Source organism: Algoriphagus sp., from assembly GCF_039969895.1.
Taxonomy (GTDB): Bacteria; Bacteroidota; Bacteroidia; order Cytophagales; family Cyclobacteriaceae; genus Algoriphagus.
This window is the reverse complement of record NZ_JBDVMZ010000014.1, coordinates 398141-414155: the sequence shown is the minus strand read 5'-3', so window position 1 is coordinate 414155 and position 16015 is coordinate 398141. Positions and strand designations below refer to the sequence as shown.

The window sequence follows — 16015 nt, the reverse complement described above, 5'->3', positions numbered from 1 at the left end:
TTATAATTAGTAGTTGGTGAGTTTTATTCCTCAGCTTTTGATTTTTTTGTGGTTATGCTAGCGAAGAGATTGTTTTTTGCATCCTGCAGGTCTGCAAAACCTTGATCTACTTTGCCTAGTAATTCCTCTACTTCTGTCACTGTTTTGCCTATTCCGGCGATGATATTTTTATCTTTTTGAGTTTCTTTCAGGCCATCAGAGTAGATTTTGACAGTATAGGTCGGGTCTGCTTCTTCGGTTGGGCTTGCTACTGCCACTGTTTTTTCTAGGTCTAAAGCTGGCAACACAGGCTCAGCGATAGTAGGGATATCTACCGTGATCGCCGGCACGAATTCATTCACAGTTTTAGGTGTGATTTCCTCTCTTTGATCTCGCGTAGCGATTAGGTTTTGAGGTGTTTTTGGCTGCGCTTTTGGAGTGTTGGAAAAAGAATCAGCAGGCTTTGCATCTGGAGTAATAGTTGGTTTAGTATTCAAATCCTTCGCTGGCTGCTGATTCTCTACATTTGTTTGCGTTTCCTCGATTATTTCAGGTGAAGTAAAATCTTTTGGGGTTGGTGTTTGGATGGTCTCTTCTGTGGTGTTTTCAGAAAGTAGCGGCTTCTGATCTTCAGCTACATTTCCTTCTCTCATCACCAGGTAGCCTACGGCAAACAGGACGGTCAGGGAGGCAGCCACTGCCCACCAGATCCCTTTGTAGGATTTTGACTGCTGTGGGAGCTGAGCTTCCAATCTTTTCCAAGCGAGCGCGCTCGGCTTTTCTGTATGGTTTTCTAGTTTTTCTTTGAAAAACTGATCCAACTTATTTTTTTCCTTAGCCATTGTTTCTCCTTTCTTTTGGTGTTTGACTGGCAATTTTCTCTTTCAAAGTATTCCTAGCTCTATTGAGCTGAGATTTGGAAGTGCTCTCTGTGATTCCCAAGAGTTCTGCGATCTCTTGATGTGAGAAACCTTCGATTGCAAAGAGGTTGAACACTGTCCGATATCCTACTGGCAGGCTTTCCACCATTCGCATCAAATCTTCCGTTTCCATCTGATTGAGTTCATAGTTGTGATCCTGATACTCGGTCTCATTTTCCATGTTGATCTCCATCATCAGATGACGATGACTTCTCAGCGTCATTAGTGCTTGCGTGACGATGATTCGCTTCATCCAGCCTTCAAAACTCCCTTTGGATTGAAACTGAGGAAGTTTTTCGAAGATTTTCATAAAGCCCTCGATCATCACATCTTCAGCATGCTCCCGATCCTTAAGGTATCGGATGCAGATGACCAGAAATTTCCCTGAATACTTATCATACAACTGGCGCTGTGCCAGTCGGTCGCCTTTGAGACAACCTTGTATTAATTTTGATTCCTGTGAAAAATTGGTGCTGCTGAACATTCGATTTAGCTTTCAATTAGGTAGATGCCCGTTCTGAAAAAATGGTTGCGTGGGTAAGTGAAAAAAAGTTAATTTTTTTGATTGTGCACTGGTTTCTGATCGAGGTATTGTTTTTAACTAGTTTAAAATGAGTGGTTTAATAACCTTCGAAAAAGCTACGTGCTATAGCAAAACTTATTGCAGTAAAAGTAAAGAATAAAAAGAAATGGTCTCCACAGGACTGAATTTACTGTCATGAGGAGACCCATTATTTGATAGAAAATGCTATCCTGAATGCCCGTCAAATACCAGTAAACAACACAAATGACTCGAGGTAATTTGGGATTACTGTATTCCATCCCAATTCATTCTTTAGCTTTTGTGCCAGTATTCCAGCACTTTCTTCTTCTCCATGGACGACGAATGCGAGCTTTGGTTTTTCATTGAATCCCTCCGCCCATTCCATCAATTCGTTTTGATCAGCATGAGCCGATAGACCTTCCACACTATAGATTTTGGCGTTTACAGCTACTTGCTGCCCATAGATACTTACCATAGGTTCACCATTCACCAATCTTCGTCCACGAGTGCCATCCGCTTGATAGCCTACGAACACAACTCCGTTTTTTTCATTAGGGAGATGATGAAATAAATGATGCATCACACGACCACCCGTAGCCATACCACTGGCAGAGATGATAATTGCCCTGCCTTTGAGGTCGTTGAGCGTACGTGACTGCTCTTGCTTGCGGTAATAGTGGAGTTGGGAATGCTGGAAAGGATGCTGAACATGGTCATCCAGCACGGCTACGAGTTGGTGATCCTGGTGGAAGTCCTTATACAAATTGGAGACGTTGATCGCCATCGGAGAATCCAAGTAGATCGGTGCTGAAGGGATCTTGCCTTTTTTCATCAATTGGTACAAATAATACATCACCAACTGAGTTCTACCTACTGCAAATGCCGGGATTATTACCAATCCATCTCTGTCAAATGTGTCATTTATAGCTCTAGCAAGTTCTTCTTCAGGCTTAATTGCGGCGGCAACACGATCGCCGTAAGTAGATTCTATCCATACGACATCGGCTTCCGGGATCAACGTAGGCGGGTACAAAATAGGATCATGGTACCTGCCCAAATCCCCAGAAAACACCAGCTTCTTCGTCTGCGTGTCGCCCTTGATAACCACCTTGGCTATGGCCGCTCCTAATATATGGCCAGCATGATAATAGGTGACTTCTACAGAAGGGTGTATTGAAAATGGCTTTTTGAAATTTTGAGGAACGAAAAGCGGAAATACAGCTTCTGCATCTTCTACGGTATAAAGTGGCTGTGGGTCATCATGGCTAGAGTAGCCCTTTTTTCTGGCATATTCTGCTTCTTCTTCCTGCAGCTTACCGGAATCGAGCAGGAGGATTTTGGCGAGTTCTGCTGTCGGGTCAGTGCAATAGATAGGCCCGGAAAAGCCATCCTTGACCAATTTCGGCAAGTAACCTATGTGATCCATGTGCGCATGGGTGAGGACGATGGCTTCCATATCGGTCGGAGGCATGGGGAATTTATCCCAGTTTCTCCTGCGCAATTCTTTTCTCCCCTGGAAAAGACCACAATCCACCAAGAACTCAAATTCTCCTATATCCAATAAATATCGGGAACCCGTAACTGTAGCCGCTGCTCCTAAAAACTTTACTGTTACATCCATTTTATTTGGGTTTAGCTTATGACTTTCTTTTCCCCAAATAACCTATTTGTACCCATTATTAAAAGCCAAAGGCAAATTCCTATTTCACCTACAGAGGCTGGTATTCCAACGATCTCAGAAAAAAGTGTTTGGTGAAAATCTGGATATAGAACATCTCCAATATGATTATCCGCAAGAATGCCAGTCACCTTATATTCCTTGCTTATCTGGTTGGAAGACCGATGACCGAAGCGGCCTCAATTCTTAAGTTTAACATTTGCTACATTGCTTATTCCACCTTACTGGGAGAAATGCGGATAATCATATTCTCCAAAAAATGAGATCAAATAGCCAAAGCATCCAGCCATTAATAAAATTCCGAAGAACCTTGGCAGAAAGTCTGATTTATAGACTAAATAACCAAAAGGAAAAAGCCAAAGTACCCAAAAAGAGGCATCCTTTCGGATGCCTCTTTGTTTAGTCTATCACTACTGTACTATCTACATTTTTCTTTTTCTGCTCAAATTTTGCCCGGCTGATGCTGTCAAGTTTCTCCCGGTTGAAATCTCCTGTATCTGGTTCTTCCACTTCAAAATTGATTTCCTGTCCGTCATTTTCCTCTAGCTCCTCCATGTTTTCTTCGTCTTCATTAGACCTTCTATTTTCCTTGCAGGTCAGGCACACCAGTCCTTGTTCATTGAATGTCCAGACGGTATTTTGCGAAAGATCAGATGAGCGATAGCCATTTCTGTAAATGGTGTTTTGAAGAATGTCTAGAAGCGAGCGCTCCATTATGAATGGCTTTTCGTAGGGGATTTCCAAAACCAAATTCAGCTTTTGATCGCGGAATTGCTCAATAGTAGAGATGTCATACCCTTCGTCAAAAGAGATCATTGAATCCAATACGCTGTAGTGATAGGCAATCACTTGCGCATTATTCATTGCTTCAGCCTTGGTTTTACCTCTGGAGAAGAAATCTTGGCGAAGCGTCACCAGGCTATCAGAAGTGCCTTCCAGCTTCAGATTGACCATATTAAAGGTGGATTCTTCTCCTATAGGATTCAGTCGCAGGATCATAACTCCCTCACTTACGGGAACAGTTTCTTCTATTTTATGCCAATTTTCTTCTTTGAACTGTGCGATGATAAGCGGGATTTGGAATGCGCAGATGCCCACACACAACAGCCATAGCCCTAGCGCGACAAAACCAAACCTTGCCCCTATGAGATTTTTCTGGGACAAGACACTCAACCCCAATAGGATGATGATAATACCAGGAATCACTATCAAGAAGGATGCGCCGATTATTAGCCAGATTGGGATGAGGTTGGAGAACAGCTCAATTGGGAAGTTGTCCATCAAAACTCGGTAGTCATCGTTGGAAAAGATGCCCAAGTAAAGCGCTAAGCTGGTAATAGGAGCAAAAGTAAGTCCCAGTCCGATGAAGAAAACAAACAAGCCAAATATCACCCGGATTACATTCAGTATAAACTTACCCAGCGGTCCCAATGCTTTACCTATAGCTTCAATCACTTGGCCTATTACTCGAAATGGAGTCAGGAGAATCTGTCTGGTTTTCGACTCGGGCTCTTTAGGCATAGGGTTTATATTTTCCTTAAGCGTAGAATCAATGTTGTCAAGGGTGATTTCCCCGCCTTTCATTCGGATACGCTCCGTAATAGAACTCGCCACTGGAGTGATGATCCACAGAATCAGGTAAATAAGTAAACCTGAGCCACCGGCTATCATCAAAAGAAAGAATGCCAAGCGGATGTAGATTACTTCTATTCCGAAGTAGGCAGCCAATCCACTAGCCACGCCTCCCAATACTTTATCATCAGGATTTCTAAAGAGTTTTTTGATGTTTTTGTCTTCTTCTACTTCATAGGAAACCGGCAAAATGATCCATAGCACGATGTATGCGATCGCGGCCAGAATCCCAAATCCCAGGTGAAATCTAAAACTATCGAACGGCCAAATATCCAAGAAATCATAGTCTAATCTCAGGTTGCCACTAAATAATAGCAGGATAGCGATGAGTCTGGTCCAGAGAGGATCTATAGAGAAATAGTGTGCAATTCCAGCACACACGCCTCCAAGGATTTTCCGACTTTCCAGCCGGACGAGTTTTTTATAGCCTTTTTGAGTTGCGTCTGGTGGGGTCACGTATTTATAGAAATCCTGATCAGCAGAAGCATTTTCCTCCGTTGATTCTTGTTCGCTTTTTTCGTCCTCTATGGACGCAAAATCAGCGATGGTTCCCATTTTTTCTATGAGCTTGTCCACGTTTTCTGCCGTGATCACCTGCTTATTGTTTTTCAGATTGCTCAGAAAAATCTCCGCTATCCTATTCTCTATATCAGAAAGGATCTCATGGTTGTCTTTATAGGAAGAGAAGTGATGGTTGATCGCATCCAGGTATTTGCGAAGCGTATCGTAACCGTCCTCTTCGATGTGGAATAGAATTCCACTGATATTTATACTTATCGTCTTTTTCATCTCTTTGTCATTTGTTTGTTAGAGTCACCCCTTTTGCTGTAGTGAGAAATTTCGCATCTCTGCTGATTTTTCCGAAAATGCCTGCGGGCAACGTGCTTGATTTCTTGATCAATTCTTTGAGGTGATGAGTTGGGTAGAATTGACCAGAGCATCCCAGGTGGTGGCCAGCGTACTGAGGAAGGTTTTTCCTTCATCCGTAATGGCGTAGTACTTTCTCGGCGGGCCCGATTCAGACTCTACCCAGCGATATTCGACAAGTGAGGCGGTCTTCAGTCGATTGAGAAGGGGATACAGTGTCCCTTCTACTACGATCATCTGAGCTAGCGTCAGCTCTTCGATCAGGTCTGAAGTGTAAACCTCGCCTCGAGATATGATATGCAATACGCAAAATTCTAAGAGTCCTTTGCGCATTTGAATCTGTGTGTTGGCGACATTCATTGAGTTAGGTGATTAGGTTACTATTTTCCAGGAACTTCTTTTCCTGTCTTTTCTTACTAGTGAAAAATTATACCAATCTTCTCCAAGCTACCTTGCATAACCTAATTCCTTGCCATAGGCAGGTAGTTGGTATAGAGAAATAGCTAAAAAACCACTCTTATTTTACTCAGATCGATGTTTGTGTTTTTTGGAGACTTCTTTGAAAAAAGTTTAAATAAAAAATATTGGCTTAGCCACTTTAAAGAATTGTTAAATTTCTGAACATATTTCTGTTCGGGCGCGGACAGGTGAATAGACATTTAAGATCAGCTACTTGATTACAGATCGTGCCGTCTGCACAAGAGGTAGGTTGGATAGGCATTTTGCCAAAAGCAAATCTAGTTTCAGCCCAGAATTCAATTCTGGGCTGAAACTAATGGTCAAATTAGCCATGAGTGCCTACAGCACGATGAGTGAAATTTCGACTTCATTCTATGATTTACACGAGCATTGAGGCTGCTTTGATCAGCAGTCTTACAGCACATTAGCTGGCAGCGGAGGAAATTATGATAAAGTCATTATTTCATTATTTTTCACCTCCGTTACCATAGGACTGATTATTTGGTTTATTTTGAAAGGTGAATTTTAGCAGAGCAACTACAGTTTTTTATTCTTTTCTCTTTTTCCTCCTCATGGCAGGGGGCACCCCCGTTTTTTCTCAGGATTTGGCTCCCAAATATTCCAATGAATTTCTCAGCATAGGAGTAGGAGCTAGGGCATTGGGAATGGGTGGTGCACAAGTGTCGGCAGTTCGTGATGTCACTGCCGCGTATTGGAACCCTGCGGCGCTGATGGGCGTGCAGCACAAATACGAATTCAGCCTGATGCACGCAGAGTATTTCGCCGGGGTGGCACAATACGATTACCTGAGTTTTACTACGCCGATCAAAGATCAGAGTCAGGTGGCTGTTTCTCTAATTCGCTTCGGTGTAGATGATATTCCTGATACGAGATTTCTCTACGACGCCAACGGCGCATTGAATTACAATAACATCCAATTCTTCAACGCCGCAGATTATGCCTTGCTCCTAAGCTACGCCAGAGACCTCTCGGACAATTTCAAAGTAGGCATGAATGCCAAAATCATCCACAGAAACGTCGGCAAGTTTGCTCAGGCTTGGGGTTTTGGGCTCGATGTGGGTGGAATATACGTGAAGGACAAGCTGACGCTCGGACTAATGGTGCGTGATATCACTACTACTTTCAACGCCTGGTCTCATGACGCCGAACTCGTACGAGAGATCTATGCTCAGACTGATAATGAGATCCCTGTCAATTCAGTAGAGCTGACCTTGCCTCGAGCGATTTCTAGCGTAAGCTATGATTTTCAGATTGGCAAGCAGTTCAGTTTGCTGGCTACGCTGGATCTGGATATGACTTTTGATGGAGAGAGAAACACCGTGATCAGCAGCCCTCTCGTGAGTATTGATCCTCGGTTTGGATTGGAAGCTGGTTTTCAGAAGATCGCTTACCTACGTGCCGGGCTGAGTAACTTCCAATACATCAAGGATTTTCAGGGGAAAGAGACGTTGAATGTAATGCCTAGCATGGGCTTAGGTGTTTTTATAAGTGAGCGCTTTCAGATCGATTATGCGCTTTCAGATATTGGGAATGTTTCAGAGACTCCTTATTCTCATGTGTTTAGTGTGAAGGTGAGTTTGGAGAAACTAGACTCTGACTTTAGAAAATTTAAAAGCTGGACAGGCCGATGATACAAAGAATTCTTCTCCTTTTTCTGGCATTTCTTATAGTTGACCAGCTAGCACTGGCGCAGCAGCCGGTCTGGTATTCTTACGACCAGACTTACTACAAAATACCTACTGCAAGCGATGGTATTCATCGGGTGACCGCTGCAACGCTGAGCGGTGCAGGGATCAACCTCACTGGTTTGGATCCCCGAAATATCCGGCTTTATCATAGAGGGAAAGAAGTTGCCATATATATTCAAGGTGAAAATGACGGCAGATTTGATTCGGGAGATTACCTGGATTTCTTCGGGAGAAAGAATGATGCGACGCTGGACAAATTACTCTACAGTGATTTCGCAACGCTTCCAAATCCCTATTTCAACACGAACTCGGATACTACGGCTTATTTCTTAACTGTCACTACTGGGCAAAATGGAAAACGGATGAGTCTTCGTGCTGCTCCAGAAGCTTCGCTGCCAGCAAGTGCTTCCTATGGGGCTGAAAAGTTGACCGTCCTGGCGGAGCAATACTCGCTGGGAATTGGATATCAGTTGGGATTCAGGCTGTCAAAGTTTGATCAAGGGCAGGGATGGATGTCTGCGGTGATCACCAAAGGCAATACGCGCCAGCTCACCTTCAATCAGCTTGGCACGTTAGGAACTGGAGCTGCGAAATTGGAGATAGGATTGGTAGGAAGATCTGAAAATGTGCATGTCACTCGGATTTTGGCTGGGCCGACGGCAGCCAATCAGCGTCTGATCTCTACCGTGACTTCCAACGGATACGAATATCCACAGCTCACGCTAGCGTTGACTATGGCAGATTTCAATCCTGACGGAAGTATAGTCATCGGCGTAAATGCAGCAGGAACTGAAGCTATTGATAATATTTCTGTGGCTTACGCCAAAATCACTTTCCAAAACAGGGTGAGCGCTGGAGATTTTTCTTCAAAACTTTTCATTTCCCCTGCGGGAAATCAACAAATCAATCTTCCTCAGTTGGCGGGAGCTTATGCAGCTCTTGAAATCTCCGATCCTGAAAACCCTCAGAAAGTTCAGCTTTCCAAAACTGGCCAAACACTTTCCTTCAGGTCTGCTGTCGCCAATGATTCGAGTAAAATATGGGTTCAAAATGAAGCGAACGTCATCTCAGCGAAAATCATCCAGCAGGTGAAATTCAGGAATTACTTGGCTCAACCTGCCAACTATATCCTGGTGGGGCATCGAGCATTGGAGAAATCCACCACACAATTTGACAATCCACTGAAATCCTACGCCGATCATAGAGCTTCGCCGGCAGGAGGGGGATTTGATACGTTGAGAGTGCGGATGGAGGATTTGTACAATCAATTTTCCTACGGAGAATATACCCCGACGGCGCTTTACGAATTTTTGAGAGCTTATTATCCCGTCCATAAGCCTACGCATATGTTACTTGCTGGCAGAGCATTGGCTATGTATTCCACGGCTCGAGCTGGCGGAGTAACTTATTTTTACAGAAATAATCCAGGGGCTTTCGGCTTTCAAGACCTAGTTCCGGCAGGAGGGTTTCCTTTTTCTGACAATATTTATACCCTTGGTCTAGACCCTTCGAAGCCTCTAGTGCCTGCTTTGGCGATAGGGAGAATTCCGGCCAGAAATGCACAGCAGCTTGCAGACTACCTTGGCAAAGCCATTGAAAAAGATGCTGTTGGACTTTCAGAACCTTGGCAAAAGGAGTTGATTCACCTCAGTGGAGGAGAATCAGAATTTGAATTGGAGCGATATTTTAACTTCATGAATGGCTTCAAGACCATAGCAGAAGGGCCTTATTTGGGAGGGAATGTTACCACCTATAGAAAGCGGTCCAATTCCACTATTGAAGTGATTGATATTACCGGCGACCTCAATGAAGGCCGATCCATGCTGACGTTTTTTGGGCATGGATCACCCACTGTTATTGACATCGAGATAGGATTTGCTTCAGATCCCACGCTGAACTATCAGAACAAAGGCAAGTATCCGGTGATGCTTTTCAATGGCTGTGATTATGGATCTGCTTTTGGCAATAGCTACACGCAAGGTGAAGACTGGGTGATTACTCCAGAAAAAGGCGCTGTTTCCGTGATGGCCAATTCCGCTATTGGGGTAGATGTCTTTTTGAGACGATATTCTGATATGTTTTATAGAAAAGCATTTGCTGACAGTAGTTTGATTTACCGGACACTAGGGGAGGTAAAGCGTGAGGCAGAAGAAGCGTTTGTTGAAAATTATGGAAGCGCCCCGCTCACTTACTCGCACATGGAGCAGATGATTAACTATGGTGATCCAGGCTTGAAGATTTTTCCTGCGGAAAAGGCTGATTATACCGTCAGGGCAGAGGAGGTTTCCATAGACAGCTTTGATGAAATACCGATTTCCGTGCTTTCGGATAGTTTGCAATTGACTTTTGTCCTAAGAAATATCGGTAGAGTGGACACGGACTCTTTAGAATATAAGGTCTCGAGGCAATTGCCGGACGGAACGATCGAAAGTTTTGCTCCAGTCAAAATTCCTTATGTGGCTCGGGTTGACTCTCTCTTTTTCACTATTCCTAATTCAGGCCGAAATTCCGCAGGAGAAAACAGTTTTACGCTAGAAGTGAATTCTTCCAGGAATGTGGAGGAAATGACCTTCCTAAATAATCAGGTCAATTTTACCAAATTTATTCCACTGAGTGGCACACTGAATGTATATCCGCTGGACTATGGTATAGTGAATGGTAGCCAAACTATGCTCGTAGCTCAGGCGCCGGGCAAAACCACCGAAGATCGCACCATCATCATTCAGTTGGACACTGCGGCTTCCTTCAATTCTGCGTACCGCAAAGAAGTGCGTGTCACTACTCGAGGAGTAGCTGAGATGCCTTTGGCTCTGACGGCATTCTCGGATAGCACCACGTTCTATTGGAGATCAAAATTCCAGGAGGCCAAACCAGGAGAGACCGATACCTGGACAAACTCCAGTTTTTCCTTTATTCCTGCTGGACCTGAGGGCTGGACACAGCGCACGTCCTTCCAGCTTGATGAGAGTCAGCTGACCAATTTGACGATCAGTGAGTCAGACAGACGTTGGAAATATATTGACATACAGGAAAAAGTAGAAGTTTTCACGGTGGGTGCTCAAGTGGATTCGCTTTCGTTCAGAAACACCCAGTTTTACCTGGATCAAATTCCTCAAATAATCGATAACGTCAACAATGCAAATAGCCGACTTTGTCCAAATGGTTCACTTGGTCTAGTAGCTTTTGAGCAAAAAAGTCTGATGCCATATCTGGCGATTCCGGTTCCGGGATTTGATATTCTGGATTCCAGAGCCTGTGGTCGCGTGCCGCAAATGATCCAAAGTATTCAAAATGCCTGGATAACTACCCCTGGCCAAAGAATGCTGATTGATTATGTAAACAATGTAAAGGTTGGCGATTACGTGGTGATTTTCTCTGTAGGCAATGTCACCTTCGAAGCTTGGCCAGATATTGCGATTGAGAAATTGAAGGAATTAGGTGCAAGTGAAGCGACACTTCGAGCATTGAAAAACGGAGAGCCTTATATTCTTTATGGTAAAAAAGGCATGCGTCCAGGTGAAGCTATAGAGATCGTGGGCGACAAAACCATGGAAGTCCCGCCGGCACAACAGACGATTTCCTTCGATACTGAGCTTACTGGCTACCTGACATCTGGGATGATTTTGACTCCAAGAGTAGGGCCAGCGTCCACTTGGGAGCGGTTTTTCCAAAATGTAAATTCCAGAACCTGGATCAACGAGGAAGAAAGAACCTATTTTGATATCATCGGAGTAAAGGAAAATGGCGAGGAAGATTTATTGATTAGCAACACCTATGACAGGGAAATGGATCTCTCTTTCATCAGTACAGATACCTATCCCTATCTGAAACTCCGCTACAGCATGAATGATCCTGAATCCACCGCTCCGGCTCAGTTGGACAAGTGGCAGGTGAACTATACGGGAGTGCCTGAGGGCGTGCTGATCCTAAAATCCGCCAAGGAGCAAGTCAACCTGCGTGAAGGAGAAACGGGATTGTTGGAGCTACAATTCAGGAATATCTCCAAGTACAACTTCCTTGATTCAATTCAGGTGAATTGGAAAATGACCCATGTGACAAGCAAGAAAGTGGAGGAGTTCTCCAAGAAATTCCCTGCGCTGAAGGCTGGAGAAAGCTTCGACTTTACGATAGAGTTCAATTCTGTAGGGAAAACGGGAGAGAATGAGCTGGAGATTTTTGCTAATCCAAGGATACAGCGGGAGCAGACCTTCCGCAACAACCAGGTGGATATGGGGGCATACTTTGTCGTGGAGGGGGATAATTCCACGGCGCTGCTTGATGTGAACTTCGACGGGATCTACATCTTGGATGGAGACATTGTCTCGCCTAATGTGCTGATCACGGCTTTGCTGAAGAATGACCAAACCTTACTTTATAAGAAGGATACTGTGGGACTGGATCTCTACCTGAAGCAAAACTGTGAAACCTGTGATTTCAAGCGGGTGAACTTCTCCAACCCAAATCTTACTTGGTCTCCTGCCTCAGCAGATGAAGACTTCAAGGTTTCCTTGATTCCCGGTCCGCTGGAAGACGGAATCTATACGCTGAGAATTGCCAATGAGGATTCCAGCGAACCCTATGAGATTACATTCGAAGTGATCAACGAATCCCAGATCACGAACTTCTATCCTTATCCAAATCCATTCAGCACCTCGGTTCGCTTTGTCTTTACGGTGACGGGGATAGAAGTCCCAGACGAGATCAAGATCCAGATCATGACCGTCACGGGCAAAGTCGTGCGAGAGATTTTGCAGAACGAGCTCGGCCCTATCCGAATCGGAAATAACCTGACCGAGTATGCCTGGGATGGCAAGGATGAGTTTGGCGACCAACTCGCCAACGGAGTCTATATCTACCGCGTCCTAGTCCGCAAAAACGGGCAATTTATGGAGCATAGACCTACTGCCGGAGACAAAGCATTTAAGAAGGGGTACGGGAAGATGTATTTGTTGAGGTGATTCTCGTCATTGCGAACGACGAAGGAGAGAAGCAATCCGGATAAAAATACTAAAGTATAGTCGGGCCAAACTTTAGAATTTAACACATCTACCGCTGTGCCTCGACTCTGCATTAAAATCGTTAGGAAAAGATTGCATCTTCAACTTTCTACCTCCCGCTGAGCGTAGTCTAGGCGTTGCCATCATTAGGTGTAATAATGCTTTACCAGAGCATTTTTATACGCTCGATCCTACCTTCCTATCCTTATCAATTACAAATTGATCTTGATAGTTGGGTAAAGTTGCAAACTTCACCCAGTCCTAATCACATGCTTCGGATTTAGTAGGAGCCGAGTGGAGAAAACTTCTACCTAAATGTGTCAAATTGCTACAAAAGTGTACGAAATTCGAACAGCTTTTGTAAAAGTTTTTAGTTAAAAGTCTGATAACTAGGAAGATGTGTTTTAGTGTAGATTTTGCCACGTCGTTGGAGAATAATCCCTGCACTCAGTATTCAGCCTAAAAAAGATAAGAACTTCCATGCTTTAGTTATGATTAAAAACAATTTAAGGCTCGCACTCCGGATACTCTGGAAAAACAAACTTTTCTCATCAATCAATATTATCAGCCTCTCATTGAGCATGGCGGTGGGAGTTATCATTTTCACAGGCCTTAAAGCTACTTTTGATACTGATGGGTTTCATCCCGAAGTAAATCAGCTCGTGCGGATACTCACACAGCATACACTAGAGGGGGAGCAAACACAATGGGCCACTGCTCCATTGCCGTTGGCATCCCCACTGGAAAATCTATCCTTCATCAAAAATACGGTGAGGGTGCGTGTGGCAGGAAAATACAATCTGCAAACTGACAAGGGTGACCTACCTATTGATATAAAGTTTTCAGAACCTTCTTTTTTTGATGTTTTTGGTTTCCACTTGCTGTCGGGCAATTCCCAAAGTCTTGCCGATAATTCCGGTACGCTTTTTTTAACTGAAAAAAGCATGGATTTTGCTTAACAATTTTAAACAAGCGTCTAAATGGAAAAAATGTCAAAACCCATGGCTTTCAATTTGTTGAAAGAAAAATTTTTACGCAATGGAAATCTGCGGATTAAAGATGAATTATTGGTGGCAAAACCCGGATCTCATAAAAGTAAAAAGGGCTACGAGGTGAGGATTTTGGCTAAGAATGAACAGGAATTGGAAGAGATACAGACCGCAATTTCTTCACTAGACTTATATGTAGCGAAAACATTTTTGAAAGGAAAGCAAATTGTTCAACCCATATATGGCAAGGAAATCACCAAGAAATTCGAGAAGATTAAGCTAATGGAAGAAAAGAATCAAAATTTTTTTCTGTAACAAAAGGTCCTTTCATCGACCCTTACTTGATCTACTGCTATTCCCCCACTTTGTCTTCAGACTTCATTATTTAGCCAGGATTCTGGATTAAAATTCAGGTAATATTCTATTGTGAGCTCAAGGGCAAATTGAACTTAGTCGAAGCGATTTTTGCTTTATCACTTGTATTACATAAGAGCTAGGTCTTCCAAATCAAACGCTACTCGAAGCTTTGCTTTTTCACCACAAAACAGAACTCGCATGAAAAACAAACTAATTTCTATTAACCGATTGGGAATGCCGTGGGCAACTCAAGATCCATTTTTATTTGCCGTACATCACCTTGATTTTTACCCGAAGGGCAATGAACACATGGGAATAGACCGCTCAGATTTGGTAGGTAGAAATGTAGGTCAGGACTTCGGTGGCAAGGACGGATTCAGCATGTATCATGGTGAAAATGTACCTGGTTTTCCTTACCATCCGCATTTGGGATTTGAGACGATCACTATTGGGAAGCAAGGTTTTGTGGATCACAGTGATTCTCTTGGGGGTGCAGGTAGATTTGGAGCAGGCGATCTGCAGTGGATGACTGCAGGAAAAGGGGTTTTGCATTCGGAGATGTTTCCACTTATTCACGCAGATAAAGAGAACACGCTGGAGATTTTTCAAATCTGGATAAACCTACCCAGCCAGAGCAAATTCGTAGAACCTCATTACAAAATGCTATGGAATGAGAGCATTCCCAAGGTTGAAGAAACTGATAGTAATGGAAAGAAAATAGGAATAGAGGTATATGCCGGAAGCTATGGCAGCCATCAAGCCCCGGCACCAACGCCAGACTCTTGGGCAGCAAATCCGGAAAATGGAGTAGCCATCTTTAGCGTGAAAATGGAAGCCAATGCCCAGTGGACTCTTCCAGCATCAATAAATACTCAGGTTAATAACACGCTTTATTTCTACACGGGTGATACGATCGACCTGGAGGGTAGGGAGGTTGCTGTAAAGCACCTCGTCCAGGTGGTACCTGGGGAAAGCTTGAAGATCAGGAATGGAGGCAAGGAATCAGAAATTCTTATTCTCCAAGGCAAGCCCATCAATGAACCAGTGGCAAGCCGTGGTCCTTTTGTAATGAATACCGAAGAGGAACTTAACAAAGGATTCGCTGAATTTCGCAGAACTCAATTTGGCGGATGGCCGTGGCCTGACACCGAGCAAGTGTTTGATAGAAATAAAGGACGCTTCGCAAAATATGCGGATGGAACTGAGGAGGTCAAATAGACTGGGACTTTTTTAGACATTGGCTAGCTCACCAACTGCTCAAAGAAATAGGAAGCAGTCAGATACCTACGGGATTATTATTAATAACCATTTTGAAATAATTATACTTTTAAGTATTCCTCATAGAGGAAGTTGATCTTTAAATTTCATGGGATAACTTCTCCTAAATCACCATATGAAAACACAATAAATTATTGGTTGAAAAGCAGGACTAACTCGCTCTGCAAATAACTGAAATATGATTATCCGCTTTTCTACCAGTAAGGAGGAATAAGCAATGTATCAAATGTTAAACTTAAGAATTGAGGCCGCTTCGGTCATCGGTCTTCCAACCAGATAAGCAAGAAATATAAGGTGACTGGCATTATGACGGATAATCATAAACTGATATATCAAAACCCCTTTAAGATTCGTCTGGAAGGGGTTTTTTGATTTAATTAAATAGGTGGTAATCTTCAATGTCGCTACCTATTCCGCTTAGTTTAGGTAGGAGTAGAGATAAAAAGTACTCTTCCTTACCTATGGTTTGACCTATAATTACAAAAGCATTCCGCTCAATATGCGTATTTTAGGAAAATATAATGGATCTGATGCTCAAGTGCCAATTAGGCTTTAGCTCTACCCATTAGGGTCGTCTTTCATTATCCGTTATGAAAGCAGAGCACC

General features: G+C 43.5%; 11 protein-coding genes. 5 read left to right on the top strand and 6 right to left on the bottom strand.

The annotated features are described in order from the left end of the window. Positions 1 to 23: 23 nt before the first annotated feature. The 6 genes from ABJH64_RS13070 to ABJH64_RS13045 all read right to left on the bottom strand — a co-directional run bounded on the left by ABJH64_RS13070 (position 24) and on the right by ABJH64_RS13045 (position 5980). Complete coding sequence (locus ABJH64_RS13070) at positions 24 to 821, bottom strand: hypothetical protein (RefSeq protein ID WP_348273937.1); 798 nt, start codon at positions 819 to 821, stop codon at positions 24 to 26. After that, a complete protein-coding gene (locus ABJH64_RS13065) occupies positions 814 to 1383 on the bottom strand; it encodes a sigma-70 family RNA polymerase sigma factor (protein ID WP_348273938.1) in 570 nt (189 codons plus the stop codon). The genes ABJH64_RS13070 and ABJH64_RS13065 overlap by 8 nt, the downstream gene beginning before the upstream one ends. A 280-nt stretch (positions 1384 to 1663) precedes the next feature. Next, positions 1664 to 3064 (bottom strand): MBL fold metallo-hydrolase, encoded by a 1401-nt coding sequence (locus ABJH64_RS13060; RefSeq protein ID WP_348299853.1) that lies wholly within the window; start codon positions 3062 to 3064, stop codon positions 1664 to 1666. Positions 3065 to 3342: 278 nt separating this feature from the next. Beyond that, entirely contained in the window at positions 3343 to 3510 is a 168-nt protein-coding gene (locus ABJH64_RS13055; protein WP_348299865.1) for a DUF4386 domain-containing protein, read from the bottom strand. 10 nt (positions 3511 to 3520) lie between these two features. After that, entirely contained in the window at positions 3521 to 5542 is a 2022-nt protein-coding gene (locus tag ABJH64_RS13050) for a PspC domain-containing protein (RefSeq protein WP_348273940.1), read from the bottom strand. A 108-nt stretch (positions 5543 to 5650) separates the two neighbouring features. Further along, complete coding sequence (locus tag ABJH64_RS13045) at positions 5651 to 5980, bottom strand: PadR family transcriptional regulator (RefSeq protein WP_348273941.1); 330 nt, start codon at positions 5978 to 5980, stop codon at positions 5651 to 5653. A gap of 671 nt (positions 5981 to 6651) precedes the next feature. Between ABJH64_RS13045 and ABJH64_RS13040 the strand changes: the two genes are divergently transcribed. The 5 genes from ABJH64_RS13040 (at position 6652) to ABJH64_RS13020 (ending at position 15349) form a co-directional block, all read left to right on the top strand. Then, entirely contained in the window at positions 6652 to 7731 is a 1080-nt protein-coding gene (locus tag ABJH64_RS13040) for a PorV/PorQ family protein (RefSeq protein ID WP_348273942.1), read from the top strand. Then, a complete protein-coding gene (locus ABJH64_RS13035) occupies positions 7728 to 12746 on the top strand; it encodes a C25 family cysteine peptidase (protein ID WP_348273943.1) in 5019 nt (1672 codons plus the stop codon). Before ABJH64_RS13040 ends, ABJH64_RS13035 begins: the two co-directional genes overlap by 4 nt. A 530-nt stretch (positions 12747 to 13276) precedes the next feature. Then, positions 13277 to 13744 carry an ABC transporter permease gene (locus ABJH64_RS13030; protein ID WP_348299852.1) on the top strand — a complete coding sequence of 156 codons (468 nt, stop codon included), beginning with the start codon at positions 13277 to 13279 and terminating at the stop codon, positions 13742 to 13744. A gap of 21 nt (positions 13745 to 13765) precedes the next feature. Next, a complete protein-coding gene (locus tag ABJH64_RS13025) occupies positions 13766 to 14089 on the top strand; it encodes a hypothetical protein (RefSeq protein ID WP_348273945.1) in 324 nt (107 codons plus the stop codon). Between the two features lie 240 nt (positions 14090 to 14329). After that, the gene (locus ABJH64_RS13020) at positions 14330 to 15349 is read left to right on the top strand and encodes a pirin family protein (RefSeq protein ID WP_348273946.1); all 1020 of its coding nucleotides are present in this window, start codon (positions 14330 to 14332) and stop codon (positions 15347 to 15349) included. Positions 15350 to 16015: the final 666 nt, after the last annotated feature.

Excerpts from the sequence above, each read along its gene's own strand:
- ABJH64_RS13070 (WP_348273937.1), bottom strand. The coding sequence starts at position 821 with ATGGCTAAGGAAAAAAATAAGTTGGATCAGTTTTTCAAAGAAAAACTA.
- ABJH64_RS13065 (WP_348273938.1), bottom strand. The coding sequence starts at position 1,383 with ATGTTCAGCAGCACCAATTTTTCACAGGAATCAAAATTAATACAAGGT.
- ABJH64_RS13060 (WP_348299853.1), bottom strand. The coding sequence starts at position 3,064 with ATGGATGTAACAGTAAAGTTTTTAGGAGCAGCGGCTACAGTTACGGGT.
- ABJH64_RS13050 (WP_348273940.1), bottom strand. The coding sequence starts at position 5,542 with ATGAAAAAGACGATAAGTATAAATATCAGTGGAATTCTATTCCACATC.
- ABJH64_RS13045 (WP_348273941.1), bottom strand. The coding sequence starts at position 5,980 with ATGAATGTCGCCAACACACAGATTCAAATGCGCAAAGGACTCTTAGAA.
- ABJH64_RS13040 (WP_348273942.1), top strand. The coding sequence starts at position 6,652 with ATGGCAGGGGGCACCCCCGTTTTTTCTCAGGATTTGGCTCCCAAATAT.
- ABJH64_RS13035 (WP_348273943.1), top strand. The coding sequence starts at position 7,728 with ATGATACAAAGAATTCTTCTCCTTTTTCTGGCATTTCTTATAGTTGAC.
- ABJH64_RS13030 (WP_348299852.1), top strand. The coding sequence starts at position 13,277 with ATGATTAAAAACAATTTAAGGCTCGCACTCCGGATACTCTGGAAAAAC.
- ABJH64_RS13025 (WP_348273945.1), top strand. The coding sequence starts at position 13,766 with ATGGAAAAAATGTCAAAACCCATGGCTTTCAATTTGTTGAAAGAAAAA.
- ABJH64_RS13020 (WP_348273946.1), top strand. The coding sequence starts at position 14,330 with ATGAAAAACAAACTAATTTCTATTAACCGATTGGGAATGCCGTGGGCA.